At 68.2% G+C, this 23,426-nt stretch carries 23 protein-coding genes; 11 read left to right on the top strand and 12 right to left on the bottom strand.

Annotated features, from left to right (window positions below; translation table 11 throughout):
- Positions 1-107: 107 nt before the first annotated feature.
- Entirely contained in the window at positions 108-590 is a 483-nt protein-coding gene (locus tag ABD974_RS05110) for a YajQ family cyclic di-GMP-binding protein (RefSeq protein ID WP_345302216.1), read from the top strand.
- 5 nt (positions 591-595) lie between these two features.
- Entirely contained in the window at positions 596-1,171 is a 576-nt protein-coding gene (locus ABD974_RS05105; RefSeq protein ID WP_345302215.1) for a DUF1415 domain-containing protein, read from the top strand.
- A gap of 62 nt (positions 1,172-1,233) precedes the next feature.
- Here ABD974_RS05105 and ABD974_RS05100 read toward each other — a convergent pair whose 3' ends face one another.
- The 3 genes from ABD974_RS05100 to ABD974_RS05090 all read right to left on the bottom strand — a co-directional run bounded on the left by ABD974_RS05100 (position 1,234) and on the right by ABD974_RS05090 (position 3,766).
- Positions 1,234-1,914, bottom strand: a complete 681-nt coding sequence (locus ABD974_RS05100) for an HAD family hydrolase (RefSeq protein WP_345302214.1) — start codon at positions 1,912-1,914, stop codon at positions 1,234-1,236.
- Positions 1,911-2,633: a pseudouridine synthase gene (locus tag ABD974_RS05095; RefSeq protein WP_345302213.1), complete on the bottom strand. Its 723-nt coding sequence runs from the start codon at positions 2,631-2,633 to the stop codon at positions 1,911-1,913. Before ABD974_RS05095 ends, ABD974_RS05100 begins: the two co-directional genes overlap by 4 nt.
- Positions 2,634-2,698: 65 nt before the next feature.
- Complete coding sequence (locus ABD974_RS05090) at positions 2,699-3,766, bottom strand: class I SAM-dependent methyltransferase (RefSeq protein WP_345302212.1); 1,068 nt, start codon at positions 3,764-3,766, stop codon at positions 2,699-2,701.
- Between the two features lie 125 nt (positions 3,767-3,891).
- Here ABD974_RS05090 and ABD974_RS05085 point away from each other — a divergent pair, with 125 nt between their 5' ends.
- The 3 genes from ABD974_RS05085 to ABD974_RS05075 all read left to right on the top strand — a co-directional run bounded on the left by ABD974_RS05085 (position 3,892) and on the right by ABD974_RS05075 (position 6,814).
- Entirely contained in the window at positions 3,892-4,413 is a 522-nt protein-coding gene (locus ABD974_RS05085) for an RNA polymerase sigma factor (protein ID WP_345302211.1), read from the top strand.
- Between the two features lie 51 nt (positions 4,414-4,464).
- The gene (locus tag ABD974_RS05080) at positions 4,465-5,142 is read left to right on the top strand and encodes a hypothetical protein (protein ID WP_345302210.1); all 678 of its coding nucleotides are present in this window, start codon (positions 4,465-4,467) and stop codon (positions 5,140-5,142) included.
- Positions 5,143-5,359: 217 nt separating this feature from the next.
- On the top strand, positions 5,360-6,814 hold the full coding sequence (locus ABD974_RS05075) for an aminotransferase class V-fold PLP-dependent enzyme (RefSeq protein WP_345302209.1): 1,455 nt from the start codon (positions 5,360-5,362) through the stop codon (positions 6,812-6,814).
- Between the two features lie 49 nt (positions 6,815-6,863).
- Here the strand turns inward: ABD974_RS05075 and ABD974_RS05070 are convergent, their stop codons facing one another.
- Together ABD974_RS05070 and ABD974_RS05065 are read right to left on the bottom strand one after the other, a co-directional pair.
- Positions 6,864-9,371: an ABC transporter permease gene (locus ABD974_RS05070; protein WP_345302208.1), complete on the bottom strand. Its 2,508-nt coding sequence runs from the start codon at positions 9,369-9,371 to the stop codon at positions 6,864-6,866.
- Positions 9,368-10,102, bottom strand: coding sequence for an ABC transporter ATP-binding protein (locus ABD974_RS05065; protein ID WP_345302207.1), 735 nt, complete (start codon positions 10,100-10,102; stop codon positions 9,368-9,370). The genes ABD974_RS05070 and ABD974_RS05065 overlap by 4 nt, the downstream gene beginning before the upstream one ends.
- A gap of 205 nt (positions 10,103-10,307) precedes the next feature.
- Here ABD974_RS05065 and ABD974_RS05060 point away from each other — a divergent pair, with 205 nt between their 5' ends.
- Both ABD974_RS05060 and ABD974_RS05055 read left to right on the top strand, forming a co-directional pair.
- Positions 10,308-10,757: a hypothetical protein gene (locus ABD974_RS05060; RefSeq protein ID WP_345302206.1), complete on the top strand. Its 450-nt coding sequence runs from the start codon at positions 10,308-10,310 to the stop codon at positions 10,755-10,757.
- A gap of 3 nt (positions 10,758-10,760) precedes the next feature.
- Positions 10,761-11,771, top strand: a complete 1,011-nt coding sequence (locus ABD974_RS05055) for a hypothetical protein (RefSeq protein ID WP_345302205.1) — start codon at positions 10,761-10,763, stop codon at positions 11,769-11,771.
- 677 nt (positions 11,772-12,448) lie between these two features.
- On the opposite strand, the gene ABD974_RS05050 is transcribed toward ABD974_RS05055, so the two are convergent.
- Both ABD974_RS05050 and ABD974_RS05045 read right to left on the bottom strand, forming a co-directional pair.
- Positions 12,449-12,982, bottom strand: coding sequence for a hypothetical protein (locus tag ABD974_RS05050; RefSeq protein WP_345302204.1), 534 nt, complete (start codon positions 12,980-12,982; stop codon positions 12,449-12,451).
- Between the two features lie 26 nt (positions 12,983-13,008).
- On the bottom strand, positions 13,009-13,140 hold the full coding sequence (locus ABD974_RS05045) for a hypothetical protein (protein ID WP_345302203.1): 132 nt from the start codon (positions 13,138-13,140) through the stop codon (positions 13,009-13,011).
- A gap of 294 nt (positions 13,141-13,434) precedes the next feature.
- On the opposite strand from ABD974_RS05045, the gene ABD974_RS05040 reads away from it, so the two are divergent.
- The gene (locus ABD974_RS05040) at positions 13,435-14,088 is read left to right on the top strand and encodes a hypothetical protein (protein ID WP_345302202.1); all 654 of its coding nucleotides are present in this window, start codon (positions 13,435-13,437) and stop codon (positions 14,086-14,088) included.
- Between the two features lie 196 nt (positions 14,089-14,284).
- Here the strand turns inward: ABD974_RS05040 and ABD974_RS05035 are convergent, their stop codons facing one another.
- The 5 genes from ABD974_RS05035 to ABD974_RS05015 form a co-directional block, all read right to left on the bottom strand.
- Entirely contained in the window at positions 14,285-16,141 is a 1,857-nt protein-coding gene (locus tag ABD974_RS05035) for a CIA30 family protein (protein WP_345302201.1), read from the bottom strand.
- 166 nt (positions 16,142-16,307) lie between these two features.
- A complete protein-coding gene (locus tag ABD974_RS05030) occupies positions 16,308-16,910 on the bottom strand; it encodes a response regulator transcription factor (RefSeq protein ID WP_345302200.1) in 603 nt (200 codons plus the stop codon).
- Positions 16,907-18,130 (bottom strand): sensor histidine kinase, encoded by a 1,224-nt coding sequence (locus ABD974_RS05025; RefSeq protein ID WP_345302199.1) that lies wholly within the window; start codon positions 18,128-18,130, stop codon positions 16,907-16,909. The genes ABD974_RS05030 and ABD974_RS05025 overlap by 4 nt, the downstream gene beginning before the upstream one ends.
- Before the next feature lie 76 nt (positions 18,131-18,206).
- Entirely contained in the window at positions 18,207-18,995 is a 789-nt protein-coding gene (locus tag ABD974_RS05020; RefSeq protein ID WP_345302198.1) for an ABC transporter permease, read from the bottom strand.
- Positions 18,992-19,936, bottom strand: coding sequence for an ABC transporter ATP-binding protein (locus tag ABD974_RS05015; RefSeq protein WP_345302197.1), 945 nt, complete (start codon positions 19,934-19,936; stop codon positions 18,992-18,994). Before ABD974_RS05015 ends, ABD974_RS05020 begins: the two co-directional genes overlap by 4 nt.
- A gap of 229 nt (positions 19,937-20,165) precedes the next feature.
- On the opposite strand from ABD974_RS05015, the gene ABD974_RS05010 reads away from it, so the two are divergent.
- The 3 genes from ABD974_RS05010 (at position 20,166) to ABD974_RS05000 (ending at position 23,401) form a co-directional block, all read left to right on the top strand.
- On the top strand, positions 20,166-21,422 hold the full coding sequence (locus tag ABD974_RS05010) for an efflux RND transporter periplasmic adaptor subunit (RefSeq protein ID WP_345302196.1): 1,257 nt from the start codon (positions 20,166-20,168) through the stop codon (positions 21,420-21,422).
- Between the two features lie 79 nt (positions 21,423-21,501).
- Complete coding sequence (locus ABD974_RS05005; protein WP_345302195.1) at positions 21,502-22,203, top strand: ABC transporter ATP-binding protein; 702 nt, start codon at positions 21,502-21,504, stop codon at positions 22,201-22,203.
- Positions 22,204-22,243: 40 nt separating this feature from the next.
- Positions 22,244-23,401 carry an ABC transporter permease gene (locus tag ABD974_RS05000; protein WP_345302194.1) on the top strand — a complete coding sequence of 386 codons (1,158 nt, stop codon included), beginning with the start codon at positions 22,244-22,246 and terminating at the stop codon, positions 23,399-23,401.
- Positions 23,402-23,426 lie beyond the last annotated feature (25 nt).

Here is a 23,426-nt window from a genome sequence, read left to right as displayed (position 1 = left end):
TGCGGGATGGCGGGACGCGATCCGCGCCGCGATCCGCGCACGATCAACGGACACGATCGCCGAACACGATCGGTTAACCTGTGCGCCCCGTCCCACGTGCCGCCGCCATGCCCTCTTTCGATATCGTGTCCGAAGTCGACATCCACGAGCTGACCAACGCCGTCGACCAGGCCAACCGCGAACTGTCCACCCGCTTCGACTTCAAGGGCGTGGACGCGAAATTCGTGCTCGAAGACACCCTGGTCACGCAGTCGGCGCCCAGCGAATTCCAGCTCAAGCAGATGACCGACATCCTGCGCGCGCGCCTGATCGCCCGCAGCATCGACGCCCGCTGCCTGGACTTCGGCGATGTCGAAACCAATCTCGCCGGCAGCCGCCAGAAGGTCACCGTCAAGCAGGGCATCGAACGCGAACTGGCGAAGAAGATCCAGGCCGCGCTGAAGGACGCCAAGCTCAAGGTCGATTCGCAGATCAACGGCGACAAGCTCCGCGTCAACGGCAAGAAGCGCGACGACCTGCAGGCCGCCATCGCCCTGCTCCGCGGCATGGAGTTCGAACGGCCGCTGCAGTTCGACAACTTCCGCGATTGAGCGCGATGCACGACTCGGTCGACCAGGCATCGGAGCCCGCGGAACTCGCCGCCACCCGCCGCTGGCTGGAGCGCGCGGTGATCGGGCTGAATCTCTGCCCGTTCGCGAAGGCGGTGTACGTCAAGCGACAGGTGCGCTTCGTGCTCAGCGACGCCGAACTCGAAGACGATCTGTTGGAAGAACTCGCCGAAGAGCTGCTGCGCCTGCGCGATACGCCGGCGGACGAGATCGACACCACCCTGCTGGTGCATCCGCGGGCGCTGACCGACTTCCTCGACTACAACGATTTCCTCGATCGCGTCGATGCGCTGATCGAGGCGCTCGAACTCGACGGCGTGCTGCAGGTGGCGAGTTTCCATCCGCAATACCAGTTCGCCGACAGCGATCCCGACGACCCGGGCAACGGCACCAATCGCGCGCCCTACCCGACCCTGCATCTGCTGCGCGAGGACAGTCTCGACCGCGCCGTCGCCGCGTATCCCGATCCGGATGCGATCGTGCAGCGCAATCTGGAGACAATGGAAACGCTGGGCCTGGACGGCCTGCGCCGGCTGCTCGACGACGAAAAGCGCCTTTCATAGGGTGCGCCTCGGCGCACCGGCCGTGTTCGCGGCGTGATCCGAGCGCTGCGCCGAGGCGCACCCTATGCCGTCATGGCAGCATCAGCGCGTGGCAACAACGCATACGCTTCCGCCAGATCCGTCGCGATACGGTGGCCCAGCGCGCGCGTGTCCGCATCGGGCGCGATGAGGTCCGGCACCTGGATCGGGGTCATGCCGGCGGCCAGCGCCGCACGCACACCGAACGCCGAATCCTCGAACACCACGCAGCGCGCCGGATCGACGCCGAGCGCGGCCGCGGCCTTGAGATAGCCTTCCGGCGCCGGCTTGGGTTCGATCACGTCGCTGCCGGTGATCACGATCTCGAAGAAGGACGCGATGCGGCTGGTCCGCAGTTTGAGGTGCGCGCGTTCGCGCTGCGTCGAAGTCACCACCGCGCGGGGCACGCCGCGACCCTGCAGATCGCCGAGCACATCGAGCACATGCGGCTGCAGCGGCATGCCCGCATCGATCCGCCGGTGGTATCGCACATGACACGCTTCGCGCAGTGCGTGGACCTGCTGCTCGGTCATCGTGCGCAGCATCATCGGCACGTAGTCCTTTTCGTGCATGCCGATCATGTCGAACCACAGGCGGTCGTCGACCTCCAGCGCCAGTTCCCGCGCCGCCTCGCGCCAGCAGTCGATGATCGCGCGTTCGCTGTCGAGCATCAGGCCGTCCATGTCGAACAGCACGGCCTGCGGCATGAAATCGATGCGACTCATTCGGCCGCGCCCGAAAACAGCGCTGCGCGATCCGCGTCACCGAGGATCCGCCACTGCCCTTCGGCCAGCGCGTCGAGGGACAGACCGCCGACCTGCGGCCGATGCAATGCGTCGACGTGATTGCCGACCGCCGCGAACATCCGCCGCACCTGGTGATAGCGGCCTTCGTGCAGGGTCAGCCGCACGCGCTGCGGATCGAGCGTCTCGAGTTCCGCTGGCAGCAGCGGTTTCTGTTCGGATTCGAGCATCAGCGTGCCGCTGGCGAACAGCGCCGCCTCGTCGCCGCGCAGCGGTCGCGCCAGCGTCGCCTCGTAGACCTTGGGGATTTCCGCTTTCGGCGAAATGATCCGGTGCAGCAGCGCACCGTCGTCGGTCAGCAGCAGCAGGCCGCTGGTCTCGCGATCAAGCCGGCCCACCGTCGACAGCACCGGATCGCGCAGGCGGAAACGCGGCGGCAGCAGGTCGTAGATCAACCGTCCCTGGTCCTTGGTCGAGCAGGTATAGCCCGCGGGCTTGTGCAGCATCAGCAGCAGGCCCGGCGCCGGGTCCAGCGGCTCGCCGTCGACGCGCACGGCGTCGTGGGTGGCGTGCACGCCGAGTTCGTCGTCGGCGTACAGCACCTCGCCGTCGGCGTCGGTGATGCGGCCTTCGCGGAACAGCGCGGTCACCTGCTTGCGGCTGCCGTAGCCGAGGTTGGCGATGAGTCTGAGCAGTTTCACGATTTCACCATCACGATTTCATCGTCATGTTTCACCACCATGATCTCATCCTCATGATTTCAGCCTCATGCGTTCACCGCCTCGATGATCTTGAAGCCGTTCGCCTGCGCGACCGTGCGCACGGTGCGGAAGCGCGCATCCAGCACCTGCTCGTAGGGCAGATGGCGGTTCGCGACCAGCCACAGGCGGCCGCCCGGATGCAGCGCATCGGCCGCGGCGGCGATGAACGCGCGGCCGATATCCGGGCGCTCCGCGCGGCCCTGCGCGTGGAACGGCGGATTGGTCACGATGACGTCGTAGCGCTGCGGCAGGCCGGTGGCGACATCGTGCCAGTGGAAGCCGAGCGGCAGACGCGCGGCGAAGGCGTCGAGATTGCGCTTCGCCAGCGCCAGCGCGCGCGCTTCGGCCTCGTACAGATCCAGCGACACGATGCCGGGGCAACGCCGCAGCAGTTCGACCGAGAGATAGCCGTAACCGCAGCCCAGGTCCGCGGCACGGCCGTGCAGATCGTCGGGCAGATGCGCGGCGAGCAGTGCGGACGCCGCGTCGATGCGATCCCAGGCGAAGACGCCGGGACGACTGACGAACCGTCCGTCGAGGATCGGGCGCGGCGCATCCAGCGTCGACCATTCGGCGAGCCGCGCCGCGTCGGTACTCGACGCGTCGACCGTCGCCCAGAACACGCGGCAGTGGTGCTTCGACAGGCTGCCGGACAGGCCCGCGAGCGCCTTCAGATCGGCTTCGCCGGATTTCGCGCCTTCGTCGTTCGGCATGCAGGCAACCACGACGCCACCGGGCGCGCAGGACGCGACCGCGCGGGCGAACAGCGCGCGCGCTTCATCGCGCTGCCGCGGCGGCAACAGCAGCACCAGCGGATGCGACGCCGCGTCATCGCCTGATTCGGCATCAACCGCTTCGGCATCGCGCACGCGCCAGCCGGAGCGCGCCAGCGCATCGGCCTCCGGCCTGAAGCTCTGTTCGCAGATCAATCCGGGGCGCGCCGCTTCGCGCAGCGGCCAGCCGTCGCGCGCGCGCAGGAACGGCACGTCCCCGGCGCGCGGCCACGCCAGCGCGCCCGTGGCGAAGGGCAGGAACAGGACTTCGAGCGCGGCGTCGCCGCGGTCAGCGGCCATGGCGGAGATCGGATTCGGCAGGCATCGGCGCATTTTAACCGCCCGGTGTGAGGTTTCCCGCCCCGCCGCGAATCATGTGAGCATCCTCGACAAGACCCGCCGCCGTGATCGCCACCGACACCCCCATGGATGCGCCCCGCGCCCGCTTCGCCGCCCTGCTCGATACGCATCGCGGCATCGTGTTCAAGGTGGCGAACACCTACTGCCGGCACGCCGAGGATCGCCAGGATCTCGCGCAGGAGATCGCCGCGCAGTTGTGGCGCGCGTTTCACGGCTACGACCCGGCGCGGCCGTTCTCCACCTGGATGTACCGGATCGCGCTGAACGTGGCGATCTCGCACGTCCGCACCGCCGGCGGACGCGCGCGCGACGTGCCGCTGGACGACCGGCATGACGAGCACCAGGACGGGCTCTCGGTCGACGACGGCACCGCACGGCACGAAAGCGACCAGCGCATCCGCGCGCTGCACGCGGTGATCGATCGCCAGCCGCCGCTGGACCGCGCGCTGTTGCTGCTGTGGCTGGAAGAACGCACCCAGCGCGAGATCGCCGACGTGCTGGGCATCACCGAAAGCAACGTCTCCACCAAGCTCAACCGGCTCAAACAACGCATCCGCGAACAACTCGCGGATATCGATCCTTCCTGACCTCCCCCTACAAGGCCGCTCTGCGAGGCACCCCCTGCAATGGACATTCCCATGGAACTCGACGAACTCAAGCAAGCCTGGAAAACCCTCGACGCGCGGCTGACGCTGCAGAACAGGATCCAGCTCGAAGCGCTGCACGAACGCAAGGTCGGCAGGATCCGCTCCCGCCTGCGCCCGCTGTTCTGGGGGCAGATCATCCAGATCCTGTTCGGCGTCTGGATGGTGCTGATCGGCGTCGACGTATGGGCCTCGCACCGCGATACGCTGCATCTGCTGCTCGCCGGCCTCGTCGTGCACGCCTACGGCGTCGCGACCATCATCGCCGCCGGCGTCGTCTGCGCCGGCATCGCCCGCATCGATCACGCCGCGCCGGTGCTCGAACTGCAGCGCAGGCTGGCGCGACTGCGCAGAGCCTATCTGCTCGGCGGTATGTGCGTGGGCCTGCCGTGGTGGGTGATGTGGGTGCCCTTCATGATGACCCTCGCGATGTCGGCGACCGGCATCGACATCTACGCCGTCGCGCAGGCGTCGTCGCCGCTGGCGAACTGGCTGAACATCGGCATCGCCGTCGGCGTGCTCGGCCTGATCGGCACCTGGATCTTCCATCGCTGGTCGCGGCATCCCAGCCGCGCCGCGCTGGGCAAAAAGCTCGAAGACGGCGCTGCCGGCGGCAGCCTGCGCAAGGCGCAGGCCGAACTGGATGCGTTGAAGCGTTACGGCGAGGAGTGAAGACAAGGCGGCGCTGCGATCCACCTGGTCGCATGCGCCGCCTTGACACCGAAAACCGCCGGTCGCATCCTGCGGAAGCGACGGGGAATCGCCGCAATTTTCCGGATGCCATCGTCCGCATCCGCTACGCATCGCGTCCTGCCGACGTTTCCGGCGCAGGGGCCGGATCGGCATCGACGTCCGCATCGACATCCGCCATGGACAGGAGGATCACACCATGTTCGATCCGTTCGATCACGACAGCGCACTGGATCGCGCCGCCCGCATCACGCCCGCCTATGTTCGCGATCTGCTCGACGGTTATGTCGAGGCCGACCTCATCGACGACGATGAGCGCCAGGCGATGCTGCGGCAGATCCAGCCGCTGCTCGACCTGATCCGCAGCACGATACAAGGCGAGCGCTTCTGGGAACTGTTCCAGCAGCATTTCGGCTTCGCGGGCGCCACACCGAAGATCGTGCCGATGAACGCCGCGAACCTCTGCCCGGAGCCGACCGGACTGATCAACGCGGCCAATCTCCTGCGCAGCGCCTACAACCGCAACGTGGCCCAGCAGGTGCGCACCGCCGATGGCCTGCGCGTCCGGCAACTGGCGGCGATGCGCGCGCGTCTGGCGCGCTCGCTGGGATTGTCCGATCCGCAGGACCTGGCGCTGATCCGCAACAGCTCCGAAGGCAACAATGCGATCAACGCCGGCTATCGACACTGGACCCGCACCGACGATCCGGCGCAGCTCGACACCGTAATCGTGTGGGACGAGAACCATCCCACCAATCTCGAAGCCTGGCGCCTGCGCCGCGATGCGCATCGCGGCATCCGCCACGACGACGATGCGCCCCGGCCGGGCGACCCCTTCCGGCTGATCCTGGTCCATCTCGACCGCGAAGACACGGCGGAAACGATCGCGCGGAAGTTCACCGACCACATCGATGCCCGCACCCGCTTCGTCACCTTCAGCGAAACCAGCAACGGCAACGGCATGCGGATCCCGGAATCGGCGATCGAATCGATCTGGAACCATGTCGCCGGCAACGGTTACGACCAGTGCCACATCCACATCGACGGCACGATGAGCTGGGGCGCGCGGCCGGTGAATCTCGGCAGGCCGCACTGCCACAGCTTCGTCTCCAGCGCGCACAAATGGTTCCTGGGACCCAAGGAGACGGCGATCTTCTACATGCACAAGGACAAGGTCGCCAATTTCCAGCCGAGCATTTTCGCGTACGACTACCGGATCCAGATCGGGCACTGGGACGCGATGCCCGCGAACGCGCTGCGCTTCGAGATGCTGGGCCAGCGCGACGACGTCAATCTGATCACGCTCGACCTGACCCAGATGGTGTGGGATGCGCTGATGCCGCGGAATCCGTATGGGCGCGTGCGCCATCTCGCGACGCGCCTGAAGGGCAAGCTGCTGGACAACGGCTGGCGGCTCAGGACACCGCTGGAAGACTGGAAAAGCTGGGGCATCGTGCGCGTCGAAGCGCCGAGCCATCCGCCCCGGGAATCGCTCTACGACTGGATGTACGACCCGCGGCGGCCGCACCGGTTCGGCGGTTCCGGCGGCGGGCGGCTGGGGGACGAAACCTTCCGCCTGTGCCCGCACATCTACAACATCGAAGCGGACATCGATCGCGCGGTCGAATCGATGAATCTCTGGCGCAGCCCCTGATCTGCGCGCGACGCCTGCCTGCGTGCCGAGACGCAGGCAGGCACGCGGATCAGGCGTCCAGCTCCCGCAACACCAGCGACGGCGGCACGTCCAGCACGCGCCGGGTGGCGAACAGACCGGCGAGGAGCGCGGCGAGCATGCCGATGGCGGCGCCGGTCGCGGCCATCGCCCAATCGGGTTCCCAGGGCAGATCGAAGACCTGCACCGAAACGACGCCGGCGAGAATGCTCGCGGCCACCGCGGCGACGAGTCCCGACAGCAGTCCGATCGCCGCGAATTCCGAGGCCTGCGCCATGCGCAGCTGACGACGGCTGCCGCCCAGCGCGCGCATCACACCGCCTTCGCGCAGGCGTTCGTCCTGGCTCGCGCTGACCGCGGCCATCAGCACCAGCACGCCGGCGGCGAGCGAGAACCAGAACACCACCTGCACCACCATCGCCACCTGGTCGCCGATGCTCTTCACCTGGGTGATGATCGCGTCGACGTCGATCACCGACAGATTCGGATGGCGCGACACCAGGCCGGCGGTGAACTTCGTCGCTTCCGGCGGCACCTTCACCGCGGTGATGTAGCTCGCGGGATAACCGTCGAGCGCGCCCGGCGACACCACCACGAAGAAATTGGGCCTGAAGCTCTGCCAGTCGACCTTGCGCAGACTGGTGACGGTCGCATCGAGACGCTGCCCGGCGATGTCGAAGGCGATGCGGTCGCCGATCTTCCAGCCCAGCGATTTGGCGAAGTCCTCCTCCACCGACAGCTCGGGCTTCGCCGTCCCCTGCGCCGACCAGGGCTTGCCGGCGACGATCCTGTTGTCGTCGCCGAAACCTTCGGCCGACGACAGGTTGAACTCGCGCTCGGCGAGACGACGCGCACGCTCGCCCTCTTCGGCGTAATCCTTCCCGGACACCGGCTTGCCGTTGCGTTCGATCAGGCGGCCGCGGATCATCGGATACAGCTCCGGCGCGGCCACGCCCTGCGACGCGATGTACGCGCGCACGTCTTCCATCTGCTCCGGCTGCACGTTGATGATGAAGCGATTCGGCGCATCCGGCGACAACGAGAGCCGCCAGCGGTCGAGCAGATCGGTGCGCACGAAGGTCAGCAGCAGCAGCGCCATCAGCCCGAGCCCGAGCGCGGACACCTGCGCGATGCTGGTGCCGGCGCGACGACTCACGTTCGCCAGGCCATAGCGCAGACTGCCGCGCAGGCGCGAACGCAGCCGGCGCACGAGCAGGATCAGTGCGTACGCGATCAACGCCAGCGCCGCGAGCGTGAGCGCGATGCCCGCGAGCATCGTCAACCCGAGCGTCGCCGAGCCCGCCTGCCACCACAGCAGCGCGGCCAGCCCGCCGAAACCCGCGAGCGCGACCAGCCAGGCGCTGGGTTCGGTGGCGTCGAGATCGCGACGCAGCACGCGCAGCGCCGGCACGCGGCGCAGCGCCAGCACCGGCGGCGCGCCGAACGACAGCAGCACCACCAGTCCCACCGCCATGCCCTGCAGCGCCGGCCACACGCTGGCCGGCGGAATGTCGATCTTCAGTTCGGCCGACAGCCATGCGCCGACCGCCCATTGCAGCGCGAACGCGACGACGACGCCGGTCAGGCTCGCCAGCACGCCGAGGATCAGCAGTTCCCCGATATGAATCGAGGCCAGCGTCTTCTGGCTCGCGCCGAGGCAGCGCATCACCGCCGCGCCGGACAGATGGCGCTCGCTGTGCCGGCGCGCGGCCATCGCCACCGCCACCGCGGCCAGCACCACCGAGATCAGCGCGGCGAGCCCGAGGAAACGGCCCGCGCCATCCAGCGCGGAGCGGATTTCGGGGCGCGCGTCGGCGATGGTTTCGAGGCGCTGCCCGCGACCGAGCGCGGCGCGCGAGGCATCGGCGAACGCTTCGACCGCAGGCGCATCGCCGGCGATCACGAGCTTGTAGGCGGCGCGGCTGCCGGGCTGGATCAGGCCGGTGGCCGGGAGATCCTTGAGTGCGATGAACACCTTCGGCGCGACGTTGAAATAATCGATGGCGCCGTCGGGTTCCTGCAGCACCAGTCCGGCCAGGCGCAGCTCGATGCTGCCGATGCCGATCGTGTCGCCCGGCTTGGCGCCCAGCGCATCGGCGCCCGCGCGACTGAGCCACAGCGTACCCGGGGCGGGCACGCCCTCGACCGTACGCTCGCCAGCGGCATCGGCGATGCGGAACGCACCGCGCAGCGGGAAGCCTTCGCCCAGCGCGCGCAGCTCGCCGAGCTTCAACTGTGCGGTGTCGCCCTGGCCGAGACGGATCATCGTCGGCAGCTCGATGGTCTCGGTGCGTTTCAATCCCTTCGCTTGCGCCGCTTCGCGGATGCGGCCGGCGATCGGCGTGTCGCTGCGCACGACGGCATCGCCGCCGAGCAGACGATTGGCCTCGATCGCCAGCGCACGGCCGGCGCGATCAGTGACGAAGCCGACCGACGTGACCGCGACCACCGCAAGCACCAGTGCGGCGACGAGAATGCGGATATCGCCGGCGGCGAGGTCGCGTCGCAGCTGGCGCCAGGCGAGCGGCAGCAGCTTCATGCCGACACCAGTCGGCCGCCGTCGAGCCGCAGCGCGCGATCGCAGCGCACGGCCAGATGATCGTCGTGGGTGACCAGCACGAGCGTGGTGCCGGCATCCGCATTCAGGCCGAACAGCAGTTCGATGATCGCCTGCCCGGTGCGGGTGTCGAGATTGCCGGTGGGCTCGTCCGCGAACAACAGTGCCGGCCGGGTCACGAACGCGCGCGCCAGGGCGACGCGCTGCTGTTCGCCGCCGGACAGCTGGCGCGGATAGTGGTCGAGACGCTCGCTCAGACCGACCTTGTCGAGAATCTCGCGCGCCGGGCCTTCCACGTCGGCGTCGCCGCGCAGTTCCAGCGGCAGCATCACGTTCTCCAGCGCCGTCAACGAAGGCAGCAGCTGGAAACTCTGGAACACGAAGCCGACCTTCTCGCCGCGCACCTTCGCGCGGCCGTCCTCGTCCAGCGTCGACAGCGGCGCACCGTCGAGCAGCACCCGGCCGTCGCTGGGCGTGTCCAGCCCGGCCATCAACGCCAGCAGGGTGCTCTTGCCGGAGCCGGACGCACCGACCACCGCGATCCGTTCGCCGCGGGCGATGCCGAAATCGATGCCATCGAGAATGGTCAGCTCGCCGGTGGGCAGGCGCACGCGCTTGCCGAGGCCTTCGACGGAGAGCGCCAGCGGCGCGACGGGGGACGCGGTCTCGGCGGACTCGCCGGCCGCGGGGGATTCAACCGGATGCAGGGTCATGGGGGGCGTCGGTGGGGGGACGAAGGGTCGATATTGGGCGGGGCGGAGGGGAACGCAAGGGTGTGCGGACCCCAACCGATGGCATGTACGCGCCCGGGATGCGCGCGGATGCGAAGACGGCGCGGCTTCCATCCTGCGATGCGTTATCGTGCCTGCCATGTCCGATCACGACCCATATCGCCCGCCCGAAATGGCGATCGCCCCGATGCAACGACGACGCTGGGTGCCTTCCGGCCTCGGCGGCTGGGCACTCCCTCTCGCGGGCGGACTGCTGTTGTTCGCCGCCTACAGCCTGTTCTTCGCCTGGGGCCGCGCCTGGTGGGTGCTCAACATGCCGGGTACGGCCGCCTTCCGCGGCAATCTGATGTGGGATCTGGCGTTGGCCCTGATCTACTTTTCGGCGACGCTGCTCTTCGGGTCGACCTTCGCGCTGATGCGACTGGGTTCGCCCCATTTTCGACCCCTGTACGTCGCCTGCTGCATCGTCGGCATGCTCGTACTATTCCTGATCGGCACCCAACCGCATGCATGGGCGAATCTGTTGTCGCCTACAGACGCGTCTCTGATGGCCGCCGGCTTCGCCGCTGCATGGTCCGCATTCTGGATTCCCTGGCTGTACCGTTCGGCGCGCGCCCGCAGCGTGTTCTCGGCTTGAATCATGACCGCGAGCGAAGGGGCCATGACGACCGATGCGTTTCGAACCGCGCGGACCGGCCCAGCCGGCCTCGGCGGCTGGTTGTGGCCCGTCACGTGGCTGGCCGCGACATTGCCGCTGTTCATGACCGCCGCCATCATTGCAGCCCTGATCGATCCTCTTTTCGTTCTGCTGCGTTACGGCACGATTTTGTATCCCTTCGGCGAGGCATGGTTGCAATGGGAGATCGGTGTCGGCGTATTGCTGACCGCAACCGCATGGTGGTGGGCGATTCGCTGGTTCGACCGCGATCCGCGCATGCTGCGACGTGCCCCGATCGCACTGCTCGCCTGCACAGCGGCGGTCGCGGCGATCGGATGGGTCGACCGCGATCATTCTGTCTACCCCGTCATCGCAACGGTCCTGCTGGGCTTGACCGCAGCGAGTTTTCTCGGTGTGCGCTGCTCGAAACGCATACGCAACACCTTCGTATCCCATCCGCTGCCGGTGCCAGATCCGGGATGGCACGGCGCGCTTTTCGGCGGCCCGTCCGATTGGTCGCATCGGCGTTGGCTGCTTCCGGGCATGCTTGCCTACGCAGCGGTCAGGCTTTTTTTCGAATTGGGCACCTTCGCAGGGGCGGCCTTCGAAACGATTCCACCCGCGCCTGTCACAGGCAGTGCGCAGATTGCGGAAGGCACCGCAGCAGCCCTGATCGCGATGACACATCCCGGGCGCTACATCGAGGCGTCCCGGGTGGCGCTGGCGCTGTCTTCGATTTCGGCGATGCTCCTCACCGGCGCGCTGATCGGCCTGATGCGCGGCGCGCGATGGACGCCATGGCTCACGCTCGGCGCGCTTCTGTGCGCAATGGCCGCCCCCTTGTGGATGAGCGTTCGCGACTGGTGTTGCCCGTTCGTCGACGGCCCCGAATTCGAACGCATGTGGCACGAGTGGTGCGTCGTCATACTGATCGCAGCGCTCGGCGGCGCCTTGCGGCGCTGGCCGGGAACGGATCAACAGGCTGCGCGTTGATGCGCTTCGGCTGTCGTCCCGGCGCAGGCCGGGACCCAGCGTTTGAAGCGTTTGCGCTGCGAGCGACGTGCGCAGCGGAAGATTCGGAACCTTCAAAGCGCAAAAGCGGGGTCCCGGCCTGCGCCGGGACGACGACGGGTGTGAGTGTCGCGGGTCGCGTGAACGACACGGATCGCGCGGGCGCAGAGCCATAGGACGAAACCCGCCAGACGGTAGACGGATGGCCACGAATATTCCGGCACTTCGCCAACAACCCCGGGTTTCGCTGCGCTCTACCCGGGCTACGCAAAACGGCGTTTGATGCGCTTCGGCTGTCGTCCCGGCGCAGGCCGGGACACAGCGTTTGAAGCGTTTGCGCTGCGAGCGACGTGCGCAGCGGAAGATTCGGAACCTTCAAAGCGCAAAAGCGGGGTCCCGGCCTGCGCCGGGACGACGACGGGTGTGAGTGTCGCGGGTCGCGTGAGTGACAAGGATCGCGCGGGTGCAGAGCCATAGCACGAAACCCGAAAGCGGTTTCCGCCATGAATGATCCATGCCGCCGGATGGCGGGTTTTCAACAACCAAGCTGGTTATCGCCTTCGGCGGTTCCGCACTACGATCACGACACTGCCGATGCGAGAAGGGCGGCATCGCCTTCGGCGATGCCGCCCCGCGCCCGTCGCCGGGCGGCTTCTCGATCAATAGATGCAGGAGCCGCCGCCGATCGGGCATGCGCGCAGGAAGATCCAGACCGTACTCCTGCACTGGTAGTAATAGCGATACGAGCCGCTCTGCGTGTAGACCACGCGACCTTCGAGGCTGGCGGTACACGCGATGTTCGGCGCCGCCGCGCTCGCCGTGCTGCTGAGCGACATCGCCGCGGCGAATACCGCGATCGCGACACCCTTCATGATTCCCTGCTTCATTGCATTCTCCTGGTTCGATCCGTTGAAGTCGCCGGAGGAAGAGCCTGTGGTGTACGGCGCATCGCGCGATGCGGCTTCGCACGCGTCGAAGGTCGGCAGGCGGCCGGCGTTGTCCGCCCGCGTTTCGAGTATGGTGGCTTTGATAGACGCCTGCAATCGAACGCGTTCAGCCTTATTCCTGAATACGACGATCGATGCGGCAATGCAGCATGGCGCATGCGTTGCTGATGCACGGACGTGCATCGCATCGCAGCATGCGCCTGCCGATGTTCCGGCAAGGCGCCTGGTACCGGCCTGCAACGGCATCGACGCGCACGGACATCAGGGCGACATCACTTCACCTCGACATCGTCGATCCCGAAGCGGAACGCGCCCTGCGGCTGGCCCGCGGTGAAGGCGATGCCGCGGACGCGGGCGAGATCGGCGGCGCCGGCGGTCACGGATTCGGCCCGATCAAGCATCATGGGACGTCGGCGGGAGGACGAGTGGTCGCCATTGGGCAAGCCCGAAAAGAATGCACGCCGCGACTTGCGACGATCCGCAATGCGCGCCGGCGATCGCCTTGACAGGCTCATGACGGCAGCGTAAATCATCTCCCTAATCGCAGCAGCGATTCCGCATCTTCTCGATGCGCTCGCCCCGCGGTACCGGTACTCGGGGGAATTCCAGGCGTCATTCGCATCCGACCCAGACAAGGTGCGCACGTCGGCATCGACGACGCTGCGCCAGTGATTCTCACAAGGACAAGGGGGAAGGAAATGTCATCGCTCAAGACCGCAACAAGTTCGTCGCTTCTGCTGACCGGCTGCCTGCTCGCACTCGCGCCCGGCGCCGCGAAGGCGCACAAACCGCTGCTGCACAAGACCTGCTGGTGCGACGCCGTCGCCGTCGACGGCAACCAGAACGTCAAGAAAATCATGAGCATCAGCACGGGACTGGTGTTCCACGTCGTCGTGCCGACCACCGGTGATCGGGGCGATTGCAGCAAGCAGTGCGGCGTCCTGTTCGATCAGAATCGTACCGCCATCGCGGCGCAGGCCTGTAACCTCAATCTCCCCAACGGCATCGACATCAGGGCGCTCTGGTGGATCGGAACGCAGAATGCGAACCAGGTCCGCAACGCGCCGCTGCAGGTGAAATATGGCCAGAAATGCCCCGGCAACGGCTGGATGTCGAATACCGACAACCAGATCGGCGGCATCACCTTCGACGGCAAATGCAAGGGCGAATACACCCTGACCTGGACCCCGGCACATCCCGGGCTCCCGCCTCTCTCGCCGCCCGCCAACGGAACACCCATCGGCAACTGGGGGTTTTTCTGGAACGGTCATTTGGTGGTCTGGGGAACGGCGTCGAACGGTGGTGCGCCCTGGCCCCCATCCTCGGCGAACGGCAAGATGTGCACGATTTGAGTCGTGCCGCTCCGAGTCGTGCCGCCTTGGATCTCGCTTGACCACGAACGGATCTGCAGGTACTCGATGGACGCCGAGATCGCCGTCGCCTGCCGCGACGCGAGTCCGTTCGTACGTGCGGCGGACTCGGCGGCAGTCAACGCGGTAGCCCGGACGTCGCTGCAGGCGACACCCGGGCCACACCGCTTCCAGAGGATCACTTCACCTCGACATCGTCGATCTCGAATCGGAACGCGCCCTGCGGCTGGCCGGCGGTGAACGCGAAGGCGCGCACGCGGGCGAGATCTGCGCCGTTGAATCCGTTCAGCGGGATGCGCACTTCGCTCCATTCCGGGCCGGCGACGAACGGCTTCATGCTCGGCATCGACTGCATCTGCGCGCCGGAGAACAGCATCACGCTGTAATTGCGGCCGTCGCCGCGGACGCGGAAGACGAGTTCCGTGCGCGCCGACAGATCGGCCGGCTGCATCGCGGCCTTGGCGGGAAAGAACATCGCGCCGGACCACGGGAACGCGAAACCGGCCTTGATTTCGCCGGACACCGCAAGCGCACCGTTCGCGCGCGTCATCGTCACGACCGAAGCGCCGCCGGCCATCTGGTCGGTGGTCTGCATCCAGCCGGCGCCGATCTTCGCGGGCAGCACGCCGCCCGCGCCGGCATTCGCGCCGCCACCGACATCGCCTTCGAAATCGTCGACCAGCGTGGCGGCGGGCATCGCTTCGCCCACGGCCGCGGCGGCGACCTGCGGCTGCGGACGGGCGATGGTGTAGCCGTTCTTCCAGACCGTGGCGATGTTGCGGGTGGCGACGATGTCGACGGTCGGATCGCCGTCGACCAGCACCAGGTCGGCGCGCAGGCCCGGCGCGATGCGGCCGCGGTCGTCGAGTCGGAAACGGCGCGCGGGCACCGAGGTCGCCGCGGCCAGCGCCTGCACCGGCGTGAGGCCGGAGCGCACCAGCAGATCGAGTTCGCCGTGCATGCTGATGCCGTGCGCGGTGCCGGGATTGCCGGCATCGGTGCCGGCGAGAATATCGACGCCGGCCGCGTGCAGATCGCGCACGTTCTTCATCGCATCGGCGAGCACCGCGGGCTTCGGTTCCGCCGCGCCGAAGGACGCCTTCAGCGCATCGGCCTGCGCGGTGGTGAGCCAGGGCCGCAGCCGCGCGTCCGCGCCGAGCTTGCCGCCCTCGCCGGCCTGGGCCATGGTCGCGAGCACCGAGAGCGTGGGCACCACGAACGCCCTGCGCCTTTTCGCCGCAGCGACGAAGGCGGCGTCGCCGGGTTCGCCAAACATGTGCACGAGACCGTCGGCACCACCGTCGACGGCCATCCGGCCATCGCGCAGGCGCGAGACATGCACCACCGCCAGCGCCTTGCGGCCGTGCGCGGCGGCGATCGCGGCGCGCACCTGCTCGGGCGAGATCGTGGGAATGCGCCGGGTGTCGCTGTGCGCGCTGAAATCCTCGACGATGATCTTGATGTAGTCGGAACCTTCGGCGAGACGCGCGGCGACGAACGCGCCGGCATCGGCGCCGGGTTCCAGCACCGGCACCTTCATCCCGTACTGGGTGCCATGACCGCCCGGCGCGGTGACCGCAGCGCCCGCGCTCCACAGGTCGGCGTCTTCGGTGCGCGCGAGCGAGGCACGTGCGGTCTTCAGCGCCGGCAGGCGATTCCAGTCGCCGAGCATGTCGAGCTCGGTGGTGACGCCGAAACGAAGCGCATCGCGCTGCGCTTCGCCCCAACTGTGCACATGGCTGTCGATCAGGCCGGGCAGCAGGGTCTTGCCGCGACCGTCGACGGTGGCGATATCCGCCGGCGCCTTCACGGTCGTGCCGATGGCGACGATGCGGCCGTCGCGAACCAGCACCTGCTGGTTCTGGCGCACGCGCGCGCCGTCGAACACGCGCACGTCGCGGATCAGGACATCGTTGGCCGGATCGTTGTCGCCGGCCGCGTGCGACGGGGCCGAGAAACACGCGACGGCGATGGCGACGGCGACGGCGACGGTGCTTGCGAGCGGAGCGCCGGTGCGGCGTTTGCAGAGGGTCATGGCGAAACTCCTTCGGGGGATGCGGACAGCGGGATGAAAAGGGGAATGGAGGGACAGGACGATCCGGCACCGCCGATGTGACGGCAGCGGATGGGGACCATGGGCGGATGACGCGTCGAGCGCCCGGATCAGCGGTCGTCGAAGTCGCGAGGTGGGCCGGTGATCTTCACAACCAGCCCTTCTGTCGGGCCAGCCGGTAGGCTTCGATGCGGTTGCCGACGCCGAGCTTGCCGATGGCTTCGGACAGGTAATTGCGCACGGTGCCGTGCGAGAGGCTGAGCTGGGTCGCGATCTCGTTCGCGGACAGGCCCTCGCCGGCGAGCCGCAGCACCTGGCGCTCGCGATCGTTCAGCGGGTCCTGCTCGGACCACGCTTCCAGCGCCAGCTGCGGGTCGATGGCGCGACCGCCGCGGTGGACCTTGCGCAGCGCTTCGGCAAGATCCTCGGCCGGCGCGTCCTTCAGCAGATAGCCGCAGACGCCGGCATCGAGGGCGCGACGCAGGAAGCCGGCGCGGGCGAAGGTGGTCACGATCACGACCTTCGTCGGCATCTCGTGGCGCTGGATGCGCTGCGCCAGTTCCAGGCCGCTGAGGCCGGGCATCTCGATGTCGGTCACCAGCAGATCGGGCTTCAGCCGCTGCAACTCGCGCCACGCGGTTTCGCCGTCGGGCGCGGCGCCGAGGACTTCGATGTCGGTCTCCAGCGACAACAGCGCGGTCAGCGCGCCGCGCACCATCGCCTGATCCTCGGCCAGCAGGATGCGGATCATGCGCGCACCGCCTGCGCGGCTTCGTCGCCGGCATCGCCGCCCACGGGCATCGCCAGCGGCAGCCGCGCTTCGATCCGCGTGCCCTTCCCCTTCGGGGTTTCGATGCGGAGCTGACCGTCGAGCGCTTCGATCCGCTCGCGCATGCCGGTCAGGCCGTTGCCCGGCACCACCGCACCGCCACGGCCGTCGTCGGACACCCGCAGCACGACTTCGCCCCACTCCAGCGCGAGTTCCACCCGCGCCGTCCGCGCACGCGCATGGCGCTGCAGGTTGGTGATCGCTTCGCGCAGGGTCAGCGCCAGCGCGCTTTCCACCGCCGGCGACAACACCCCGCCGTCGAGCGCGCCGCGCGCGATCGCGGTGTCGAAGGCGATGCCGTCGCTGTCCAGCAGCAGCCGCGCCGACACCAGTTCGGCGGCGAAGCCCGCGGCGCGGATGCCGGTGACCGCGGTCCGCACCTGTGCGAGCGCATCGCGCGCCACCCGGCTGACCTCGGCGATCTCGCGCTGCGCGGCCTCGCGGGCTTCGGGCGAATCGCCGCGCTGCAGCAGCTTCGCGGCGAGATCGCTCTTGAGCGCGACCAGCGACAGCGTGTGGCCGAGCAGATCGTGCAGATCGCGGCCGATGCGTTCGCGCTCGGCCACGGTGGCGAGTCGCCGCACTTCGTCGTGGGACAGTTTCAGTTCGGCGCGCTTGCGGGTGCTGATCGCGAACTGGTAGTTGCCGAAGAACACGCCCACCGACACCAGCAGCGTGATCAGGAACACGAAGACCGGATAGTCCAGCAGCAGCGTTTCCAGCAACAGACCGGCGAGGATCGCGAACGTCCACGCCAACTGCGGCCACAGCGAACGCCCGAGGGTGGCGGCGAACGCGATCGCGTAGATGATGTAGGCGTTGGCGAACGGATTCACCGGAAACAGCGCGTAACCGATCGCCGCGATCGCCACCATGCACAGGCGCGTCCCGGTGTCTTCAAGCCGGTAGGCGGCGAAATACAGCGGCAGGAACACCGCGATCGACAACAACGTGGGGCCGAGCACCTCGCGCGCCGGGCCGACCCAGCCGCCGCGGGCATCGCCGAACCAGCCCAGCACGAACGGCAGGAACAGGAAGGCGAGATAGCCGAGGGTGAAGAACGGCATCCAGCCCAGGCCCAGCGCTTCCGGCACCAGTCGGGCGCGCCATTGCAGCAACAGGGGCATCAGGGTTCGCGGCATGTGAAGACTCGTTGTTCGGTGGCGTGCGTGCGATCAGGGTAATGCAGGGGACTTGCGGCAGGAGGTTCCGCGGCGCTCAGGCGGCGAGCCGGCGCCGCGCCAGCGCGAAGAACAGCGCGGTGATGCCGAACAGCACGCCGAGGTGCACGAAGAGATTCCCGCCGGCATCCATGCCGATCACCTTCAGCGCGATCTGCGAATGATGATAGGACGGCCACACCGGCGCCATGCCGCCGATCCACGCGGGCAGCATCTTCAGCGGCAGCCACAGGCCGGAGAGGAAGGCCATCGGCAGATACAGCATGTTGACCACCGCCGGCGCGCCCTGACCGCCGACCAGCGTGCCGATGTACAGGCCCAGCGCGGCGAACGGCAGCACGCCGGCCAGATTCACGACGAACAGCAGCGCCCATTGCGACGGACGCAGCGACACGCCGCCGACGCCGGCGGCCAGCGCCATCAGCAGGATCGAGATCATCATCGCGAACAGCATCGCCATCGCCATCTTCGCCAGCAGATACGCGCCGGGCGGCATCGGCAGCGCGCGCTTGTAGATCAGGAAGCCCTGGTCGCGCTCCAACGCCACGGTCACGCCGAACGCGAACAGGCCTGCGCCCATCACCCCGAACACGCCGTAGGTCGCGAGCAGATAGCGCGCGGCGTCGCCGTTGGACTTGTTCAGCAGCACGCCGAACAGCAGATAGAACAGCGCCGGGAACAGCAGCGAGGGAATCGCGAACGACGGCGTGCGCAGCAGGCGCAGGAATTCGTGGCGGGCTTCGAGCGCATAGCTGCGCAGCGGCGAATGCGCGGCCGCGGCGGCGGCGCGGTCGACGGCGTGCGAAAGAGCGGCGGTCGTGTTCATGCGGCTTCCCTGGCGACGTCGGCGTCGCGATCGGTGGAATTCGAACGGGTGATTTCGAGAAAGGCGTCGGCGAGGCCGGCGCGGCGCACGTCGAGATCGCTCAGCGCGGCGTCTTCGGCCAGCAGTCGGCGGACCACGGTTTCGGCGTCGTCGGCCAGCACTTCGATCCGCGCCGGATTGCCGTCGGCGCCGCGGCTGGCGCTGCGCACACCGGGCCAGGTCGAGATGCGCGCGGCGTCCAGCGCCGACAGGCAGCTGATCCGCCGCTGCGAGACCAGCGCGCGAACCTCGTGCAGGCGGCCCGCGGCGGCGACGCGGCCGCGATTGAGCACGACCACGCGGTCGGCCAGCGCTTCGGCTTCTTCGAGGTAATGCGTGGTCAGCAGCACCGCGGCGCCGTCGGCGACGATCGCGCGGATGGTCGTCCACATCCGCTGGCGGGCGTCGATGTCGAGGCCGGTGGTGGGCTCGTCGAGGAACAGCACCTCGGGGTCGCCGCAGATCGCCAGCGCGAACTGCACCCGGCGCTGCTGGCCGCCCGACAGCTTGCCGTAGCGGCGATCGAGCAGGCCTTCCAGTCCGGCGAGGGCGACGCAATCGTCGACGGTGCGCGGCGACGGGTAATAGCTGCGGGTCAGCGCGAGCAGTTCGGCGACGCGGCTGTTCTCGGGAATGCCGGCGGACTGCAGCATCACCCCGGCGCGACGACGCGCGGCCAGCAGGCCGGGCGAACGGCCGAACAGCAGGGCCTCGCCGGCATCGGGCTTCAACAGCCCCAGCATCGCCGCGACCGCGGTGGATTTGCCGGCACCGTTGGCGCCGAGCAGGGCCAGCACCTCGCCGCCGCGCAGCGACAGATCGATGCCGTCCAGGGCGAGGGTGCGGCCGTAACGGTGGTGGACGCCGCGCAGTTGCGCGAGCGGGGGCGATTCGGGGGACATGGCGGGCTCCTGTGAGGATGGCGCCAGACTAGGCAGGGCGGGTCGCGGCCGGCAGTCGGGAGCGTCAACCATCGGACATGACATTCGTCAGCTGTCGCCGGGCCCCGCGAAGCATTACGCTTGTGTCGTTCGTGCCGCACCGCAGCGGCCACCTCGCCCCTCCCCCCTCAAGCCGCAGGACCCTGCCCGGACCGCTCCGGCCATCTCCCGCGCCCTTTTCCCGGACAACATGAACACCAACGCCGATCTGCTGAAGGAACTGCGCATCGACCGCAAGGCCCCCTCGCCGCCGAGCCGACATGGGCTCTGGATCGGCCTCGCCGTGGCTGTCGTGGTCGTCGGCGGCGCAGCCGCATGGTTCGCATTCGGGCGCGACGATCGCATCGAAGTGCGTACGGCGTCCGTGGTCGCCATCGGCAACGGCGGCGGCAGCGCCTCGGTGCTGGACGCCACCGGCTACGTGGTCGCCCGCCGCCAGGCGACGGTGTCGGCCAAGATCACCGGCAAGGTCCGCCAGGTGCTGATCGAAGAAGGCCAGCGGGTCGAAGCCGGCCAGATCATGGCCACGCTCGATCCGGTCGACGCCGACGCCCAGCGCACCCTGGCGCAGTCGCAGGTCGGCGCCGCGCGCAGCCAGACCGACAGCGTGCGCGCGCAGTTGACCGAAGCCGAAGCCAACGCGTCGCGCCTCGGCCGGCTGGTCGGCCAGAAACTGATCTCGCGCCAACAGTACGATCAGGCCGTGGCCCAGCGCGATTCGCTGCGCGCCCAGCTCGCGACCGCGCAGCGCAACGCGCAGGTCGCCGCCGATTCGCTGCGCATCGCCGAGAACGGCGTCGACAACACCATCGTGCGCGCGCCGTTCGCCGGCGTGGTGATCGCCAAGGCCGCGCAGCCGGGCGAGATCGTCTCGCCGCTGTCCGCGGGCGGCGGCTTCACCCGCACCGGCATCGGCACCATCGTCGACATGGATTCGCTGGAAGTGGAAGTCGACGTGGGCGAATCCTTCATCGGCCGCGTGCAACCGCAGATGCCGGTCGAAGCGGTGCTCAACGCCTATCCCGACTGGAAGATTCCCGCGGAGGTGATCGCGATCATCCCCACCGCCGACCGCGGCAAGGCCACGGTCAAGGTGCGCATCGCGCTGAAGCAGCGCGATGCCCGCATCGTGCCCGACATGGGCGTGCGCGTGAGCTTCCTGGAAGCCGCGAAGCCGGCCGCGCCCGCCGCCAAACCGGGCGTCCTGGCGCCGACCGCCGCGATCGTCGCGCGCGACGGCGGCGACGTGGCGTTCGTGGTCGAGGACGGCATCGCCCGCCGGCGCGCGCTCAAGCTCGGGCGCACCCTCGGCGACGACCGCGAAGTGCTGGAAGGCCTCGCCGGCGGCGACACGGTGGTGCTCGATCCCCCGGAAGCGCTCGCCGACGGCGCAGCCGTGCGCGTTGCCGACCCGGCGTCCGAAGACTCGGCCGCGGACGCCGAATAACCACGCGCCGCCGCACGTCATCGCACATTCCGCATCCCGTTCCGCCTTCACTCTCCCGCATTCCACGAGGACACCGCCGATGGACGCACTGGTTTCGATCCGCAACCTCACCAAGACCTACCAGCGCGGCTCCGAAAAGGTCGAAGTGCTGCATGGCGTCGACCTGGACATCCCGAAGGGCGATTTCGTCGCGCTGATGGGCCCCTCCGGTTCGGGCAAGACCACCCTGTTGAACCTGATCGGCGGGCTGGACTCGCCTTCCGGCGGCGAGATCGTCGTCGACGGCGCGCGCATCGACCAGATGCGTTCCGGGCAACTGTCGCAGTGGCGCAGCAACAACGTCGGCTTCGTGTTCCAGTTCTACAACCTGATGCCGACCCTCAACGCGCAGAAGAACGTGGAACTGCCGCTGCTGCTGACCAGCCTGGGCGCGGCGCAGCGCAAGCGCAACGCCGAGATCGCCCTGCAGCTGGTGGGCCTGGCCGAGCGGGGGAAACATCGTCCGAACGAACTGTCCGGCGGCCAGCAGCAGCGCGTGGCGATCGCCCGCGCGATCGTCTCCGACCCGACGCTGCTGATCTGCGACGAACCGACCGGCGACCTCGATCGCCAGTCCGCCGAGGAGATCCTCGCCCTGCTGCAGAGCCTCAACCGCGATCACGGCAAGACCATCGTCATGGTGACCCACGATCCGAAGGCCGCCGACCACGCCCGCCGCACGATCCACCTGGACAAGGGCGCGCTGGTCGACGGACTCGTCGACGGCGACGCCGCGCACTGATGCCGCATCGCCGGCCATCCGCAACCTTTCCGAGGTCGCCATGAAATACCTGCACCTGATCTGGGCCGCGCTGTTCCGCAGCAAGACCCGCACCTCGCTGACCCTGCTGTCGGTGATCGCCGCATTCCTGCTGTTCGGCATGCTCGACTCGGTCCGCCTGACCTTCGCTTCCGGCGGCCCGATCTCCGGCGCCAACCGCATGGTGGTGTCGTCGCGGCTGTCCATCACCCAGATGCTGCCCTACAGCCTCGAGAGCAAGATCGCGGCCACGCCCGGCGTGAAGAGCGTGGCCTACGCCGCCTGGTTCGGCGGCATCTACCGCGACCCCAAGAATTTCTTCCCGAATTTCGCGGTCGGCCCGACCATGCTGGACATGTATCCGGAATACGAATTGACGCCCGCGCAGCGCAAGGCCTTCGACGCCGACCGCACCGCCGCGGTCGTCGGCGAATCGCTGGCCGAGCGCCACGGCTGGAAGATCGGCGACACCATCCCGATGCAGGCCACGATCTTCCCGACCAGGGGCAGCAACAACTGGGAATTCAAGCTCGCCGGCATCTACAAGATCAACGACAGCAAACGCAAGGGCGAGGAAAACCAGCTCTGGTTCCACTGGCAATACTTCGACGAATCCAACGACTACGTGAAGAGCCGCGTCGGCTGGTACATGGTCAAGCTGGACGATCCGAACCAGGCCGACCGCGTGGCCAAGGCGATCGATGCGCTGTCCGCGAATTCCGACCACGAGACCAAGACCCAGACCGAACAGGCGTTCAACCAGGCCTTCGCCAAGCAGTTCGCCGATGTCGGCCTGATCGTCACCGCGATCATGGGCGCGGTGTTCTTCACCCTGCTGCTGCTCACCGGCAACACCATGGCCCAGGCGGTGCGCGAGCGCATTCCGGAGCTGGCGGTGCTCAAGACGATCGGTTTCTCCAACCGTTCGGTGCTGTGGCTGGTGCTGGCCGAGTCGATGCTGCTGATCGTGATCGGCGGTTCGATCGGACTGGGCATCGCCGCGCTGCTGATGCCCGTCCTCAGCAGCGCGAGCAACGGCATGATCCAGCTGCCGACCGTGCCGCTGCAGACCTGGGGCCTCGGTCTGGCGCTGATGCTGGCGATCGGCGCGATCGTCGGCCTGCTGCCGGCGATCCGCGCGATGCGCCTCAACATCGTCGACGCCCTCGCCGGGCGTTGAGGCGAGCCTCCTCCAAGGACAATCC

Origin of the sequence: Lysobacter hankyongensis (assembly GCF_039543145.1) — a bacterium.
Lineage (GTDB): Bacteria > Pseudomonadota > Gammaproteobacteria > Xanthomonadales > Xanthomonadaceae > Lysobacter_I > Lysobacter_I hankyongensis.
Note: the sequence above shows the minus strand (reverse complement) of the source record. Positions and strands in the feature narration are given on the sequence as shown.